The organism is Protofrankia sp. CiP1_Cm_nod4, assembly GCF_982290645.1.
Genome location: NZ_CEVIVC010000105.1, coordinates 1,420 through 5,736, shown reverse-complemented (window position 1 = coordinate 5,736; position 4,317 = coordinate 1,420). Strand labels below are relative to the sequence as shown.

General features: G+C 69.3%; 6 protein-coding genes. 3 read left to right on the top strand and 3 right to left on the bottom strand.

What is annotated here, in order from left to right; translation table 11 throughout:
- The coding region (locus AC5LSR_RS17735) for an alkaline phosphatase family protein (protein ID WP_493468696.1) at positions 1 to 1,599 on the top strand (1,599 nt) is incomplete at its 5' end.
- A gap of 30 nt (positions 1,600 to 1,629) precedes the next feature.
- On the opposite strand, the gene AC5LSR_RS17730 is transcribed toward AC5LSR_RS17735, so the two are convergent.
- The gene (locus AC5LSR_RS17730) at positions 1,630 to 2,343 is read right to left on the bottom strand and encodes a hypothetical protein (protein ID WP_250286647.1); all 714 of its coding nucleotides are present in this window, start codon (positions 2,341 to 2,343) and stop codon (positions 1,630 to 1,632) included.
- A gap of 241 nt (positions 2,344 to 2,584) precedes the next feature.
- Here AC5LSR_RS17730 and AC5LSR_RS17725 point away from each other — a divergent pair, with 241 nt between their 5' ends.
- Complete coding sequence (locus tag AC5LSR_RS17725) at positions 2,585 to 2,662, top strand: hypothetical protein (protein WP_493468698.1); 78 nt, start codon at positions 2,585 to 2,587, stop codon at positions 2,660 to 2,662.
- A gap of 24 nt (positions 2,663 to 2,686) precedes the next feature.
- Here the strand turns inward: AC5LSR_RS17725 and AC5LSR_RS17720 are convergent, their stop codons facing one another.
- Complete coding sequence (locus tag AC5LSR_RS17720) at positions 2,687 to 3,064, bottom strand: GNAT family N-acetyltransferase (RefSeq protein WP_250286649.1); 378 nt, start codon at positions 3,062 to 3,064, stop codon at positions 2,687 to 2,689.
- Positions 3,061 to 3,534, bottom strand: a complete 474-nt coding sequence (locus AC5LSR_RS17715; RefSeq protein ID WP_250286652.1) for a hypothetical protein — start codon at positions 3,532 to 3,534, stop codon at positions 3,061 to 3,063. The genes AC5LSR_RS17720 and AC5LSR_RS17715 overlap by 4 nt, the downstream gene beginning before the upstream one ends.
- Positions 3,535 to 3,882: 348 nt before the next feature.
- Between AC5LSR_RS17715 and AC5LSR_RS17710 the strand changes: the two genes are divergently transcribed.
- A complete protein-coding gene (locus tag AC5LSR_RS17710) occupies positions 3,883 to 4,158 on the top strand; it encodes an SCO4848 family membrane protein (RefSeq protein ID WP_047221120.1) in 276 nt (91 codons plus the stop codon).
- Positions 4,159 to 4,317: the final 159 nt, after the last annotated feature.

The window sequence follows — 4,317 nt, the reverse complement described above, 5'->3', positions numbered from 1 at the left end:
GTCGCCTGGGTCGACGACGGCTGGCTCCACGTCGCGAACGCGGACGGCGCCTCGCGGCTGTCGCTGACCACCGGCCTCGACGGCCCCTGGGAGGTCCTGCGCGGGCGCGACCCGGTGGCCGTGCGGGACCCGATGCACGGCGTCCCGCTGGAGCAGGCGCTCAGGGACCCCTCGCCGCCGAACGCCCGCAACTCCTACCCGCTCGCCGGGGTGCGGCTCGCGTCCGTCTTCGCCGATCCGGCCCGCTCGCCGGACGTCGTCGTCGTGCACAGCGCGGCACATCACTGGCCGGAACGCGGTGGGCATCTCGGCGAGCACGGGTCGCTGGACGCCGGCCAGTCCCGGGCGCCGCTGCTGCTGTCCGGCGCCGGCGTCCACGGACGAGGGCCGCTCGACCGGCATGCCCGCGTCGTCGACGTCGCGCCGACCCTGGCCTACCTGGCCGGGGCGTCCATGACAGACCCGGCCCGCCCCGCCGGCTTGAACGATCCGACCGGCTCGAACGATCTCACCGGCCCCGCCAGCTTGAACGATCTGGCCCGCCCCGCCAGCTTGAACGATCTGACCGGCTTGAACGATCTGGCCGGTCTGGCCGGCGCGAACGGTCTGGCCGGCGCGGGCGGGCCGGCCGGCCGGAACGGTTCGGCTGACCTCGGCATCGACGGCCGGGCCCTGACGGAACTGTGCGTGCCCGGCGCCCGGCATGTTGTCGGCCTGCTCTGGGACGGCGTGAACTGCAACGACCTGCTGGCCATGGCCGGCGCCGGCGAGCTGCCGGCGGTCGCCCGCCTGCTGGCCCGTGGCGTCGCCCTCACCGGCGGCGCGGTCGCGGAGTTCCCCAGCGTGACCCTGGCGAACCACACCAGCGCGCTCACCGGCGTCGGCCCAGGGCGGCACGGCATCCTCAACAACGCCTACTTCGACCGGGAGACCGGCCGGCGGATCGTCGCCAACGACGCGTCCACCTGGCATCTGGCCTGCGAGCAGCTGCGGCCGGGGGTGCGCACCGTGTTCGAGGCGATCGCCGCGGCCCGGCCCGGGGTGTCGACGGCCTGCGTCAACGAGCCGATCGACCGAGGCGCGACGTATTCGACGTTCGGGCTGGTCCGGGCGATGAACAGCGCTGCCGGCGCCGGCGGGCTGGGCGAGCATCTGCCGTCCGCCGCGGACGACCCGCACGCGACCCAGGAGTGGGTCGCCGCCAACCCGGACTACGCCTGGTCGACGCAGGTGGACGCGCTCGGCCTGGCGCAGATCCGCCAGCTGTGGGGCGAGCAGGCCGCCGAGCCGCCCGCGTTCACCTGGTGGAACACCACGGTGACCGATACCGGGCATCACGGCGGCGGCCCGTATTCGCCGCAGTCCCGGGCGTCGATGGCCGACGCCGACCGGCGCCTCGGAGTCTTCCTCGACCTGCTGGAAGCCCGCGGACTCGCCGACGACACCGTCATCCTGCTGACCGCGGACCACGGCAGCGAGGGCGCCGACCCGTCCCGCACCGGCGACTGGGACGAGGCCCTGCGCGCCGCCGGCATCCCCTTCCGCGACGAGGCCTACGGCTTCCTCTACCTCACCCCCTCCGCCGCCACGAACACCTGACCCGGACGGGTTCGCGCTCACACGCGCTGGTCAGCGAGGCCGGGCGGATGACTCGGCCGGCTCCCGTGGCACGGGTACTTCCGTGACCGGCCGGCTGAGCAGGAGACGGGGTACGCGGCTGCGCTCCTGAATCCATGCCCGGACGTCGGAGTCCAGGTAGCCGGCCACGCGCAGCAGGTCGGCGTGCATCCGCTCCAACGGCCGGTTGTGGATCGGTTCGTGGTGCGCGATGCGGTTGCGGAGCCGGACAAGTCTGTTGACCGGGTCGTAGACGGTCGCGCGCCGGGCAGGACGAAGGCCCGGGAAGGCATGACGGAGCACAGGCGTCCAGAGGGACGTCTCGTAGCGTCGGGACAGGAGATAGCGCCAGAAGCCGAAGGTCAGCTCGGCGACGACCCGACCAGGGGTGATGATCCTGCCGTCACGTCGGATCCTGAACCCGGCGTCCACGACGTCCTGATGTCCCCGGGCTTCGAGGATCCCGGCCGGATCGTCCCACCACTCGCTGGCACTGTGCCGGTGCAGGTGCCATGCCGTGAGCTGGTCGTGAAGCGCGTTGCGCAGCACGACCTCGAGCACTCCCAGGTCCTCGTGGAAGCCGGCGCTGACGGCGCCGTTCCACTCGTAGAGGGCGATTGCGCTGACGATGTCATCGCCGCATGCCCGCTCGTATGGGCCGAGACGTTCGGGGCTCAGCCCGCGGCGAAGCCGGGAGGCCTGGGACGGGGACAAGGGATTGGACATCGACGTACCGATCTTCTATGCTTCTGAAAGAGACCCCGGATGACCTCTACCGCACAGGCGGCACGCCACCGGGGTTCTGTCTGTTCTGGCGTTCTGTCTGTTCTGGTGAACAGCGCGGCACACGCTCGCAGGTGGCTGTGGATAGTGATATCTGTCGGTCACACCCTATGGCGGTCAGTGTGTCCGAACTCGCGCCCCGTACTGAGAGACCACGGCTGCCCGTGGACGCTGGACTGGTGGGGTGATTGTGTCGAAACAGGCTTCGTGGTTCCTGGTCGCGGTCGGCGCGTGGACGTGGGCCATCTGGCCGAACTTGTGAGAAATTGCCAAGATCTGTGGATGATTATGTCTGCGTGACGGGCCGTTGCATATAGATCATGGGGATCGGTGATTCGGTGTCGTAGGGCTCGATGTCGGTGTAGCCGAGGCGGCGGTGGAAGCTGATGACGGCCGTACGGGTGGGCAGGGCGTCGAGGACCAGGCGGGTGAAGCGGTGTCGTGCGGCGTGCTGGTGTGCGTGTTCCATGAGGACGCGTCCGATCCCGCCACGATGCGTCGGACGTACGTAGAGACGTTTGATCTCCGCGGTGCTGGCAGGCGGGCGGGGTGCGAGTCCCACGCAGCCGATGGGATGTTTGAGGCCCGCGTTGTTGTCGGCGGCGTACAGGTCCCACTTGTCGGGATCGGCGGGACGAGGGACACGGTCTCCGCGGCGGGTCATAGTGGTGGCATCAACTCCGGGCCATCCCCCGGGAGCGGCCTGGACAGTTCGGCCACCAGATGGGGGTCGGCGTGGATCGCGGCGGTCTGGCGCCACTCGTGGACAAGTTGAGTAAAAGGCCCGAGTACTCCCGCTTCCGCGCTGGCCTGGAGTCTGCGCAGCAGGGTGGTGACGCATTCGGTCTGCTCGTCGTCGGGAAGCAGGTCGATCCAGGGGAAGACCTCGGTGAGGATGCCTTCGAGCACCTCCCTGGCGGCGGGTTCATGCAGTATGGCGCGCAGGATACGGGCGGTGATTGCCAGGGCCTCTTCGACGTCGGCGGCTCTGTCCGCCAGTTCGATGCGCAGGTTCGGGCCGTCGCGCCGGGCGAGTTCGACGACCTCTCCTTGATCGATGAAGGCGAGGACGCGCTTGGGCTCGCGAAGGAGGTCGCTGTACGGAAAGGAGACTCGCGCGCTGGAGGCGACCATGGCTCGATCAGATCTGAACTACTTCAGATCTGGCTGCGCCGAGGCGGACCGCAGCGCCCTCGGCCCCTCGGCCGCTGACCGGCGGGGGAGTGCCGGCCAACGCTCGTAGGGGCTGAGCCGCCCGGAACTCAACCTGCGGCAGAGCCAAGCGGTGCGGGACAGGGGCGGAGGGCCGGGCATCGGTGCGCTGCCTTCTGAACTGGCTGACGGAGACCCCGGATGGCCTCTACCGTTCAGGCGGCAAGCCGCCGGGGTTATGTCTGTTGTCAAAGCCTATGACGATCAGCGTGTCCGAACTCGTGCCCTCGCGGAGAGACCACAGCTCTCCGCGGATGCCAGGCTGGTGGGGTGACTCTCTCGAAGCGGGCATCCTGGTTCCTGATCGCGGTGGGTGTGTGGACGTGGGCGATCTGGCCGAACTTCCTTCGGAACATATGGAAGGATGATCGTTCCTGGGACGACGGCCCGACCGGCTTCTTCACCGTCCACCTGGTCCTGACCGTCGTCTCCCTCGCGATCGGCTCGGTGGTCGGCTGGCTCGGCATCCGCGGCGTTCGCGCGGCCCGCCAGCGCGGCAACGGTGACGCCGCCCCGTCCAAACAGCTGATCAATTCGGGTCGTTGACGCACCGAAGACGGCCGCTGTCCTGAAACGCTCGCGTCGTCCGAGACTCTTCTGGAGTCTCGTGATGCTGTCCCGTTTACGCGGTCGAGGTCCTGATCATGCCTGCGACCAGTGAAGATGGCTCAGCGTGACTTTAGCCATCCGGAATCACGGGACACT

Excerpts from the sequence above, each read along its gene's own strand:
- AC5LSR_RS17715 (WP_250286652.1), bottom strand. The coding sequence starts at position 3,534 with ATGGTCGCCTCCAGCGCGCGAGTCTCCTTTCCGTACAGCGACCTCCTT.
- AC5LSR_RS17720 (WP_250286649.1), bottom strand. The coding sequence starts at position 3,064 with ATGACCCGCCGCGGAGACCGTGTCCCTCGTCCCGCCGATCCCGACAAG.
- AC5LSR_RS17730 (WP_250286647.1), bottom strand. The coding sequence starts at position 2,343 with ATGTCCAATCCCTTGTCCCCGTCCCAGGCCTCCCGGCTTCGCCGCGGG.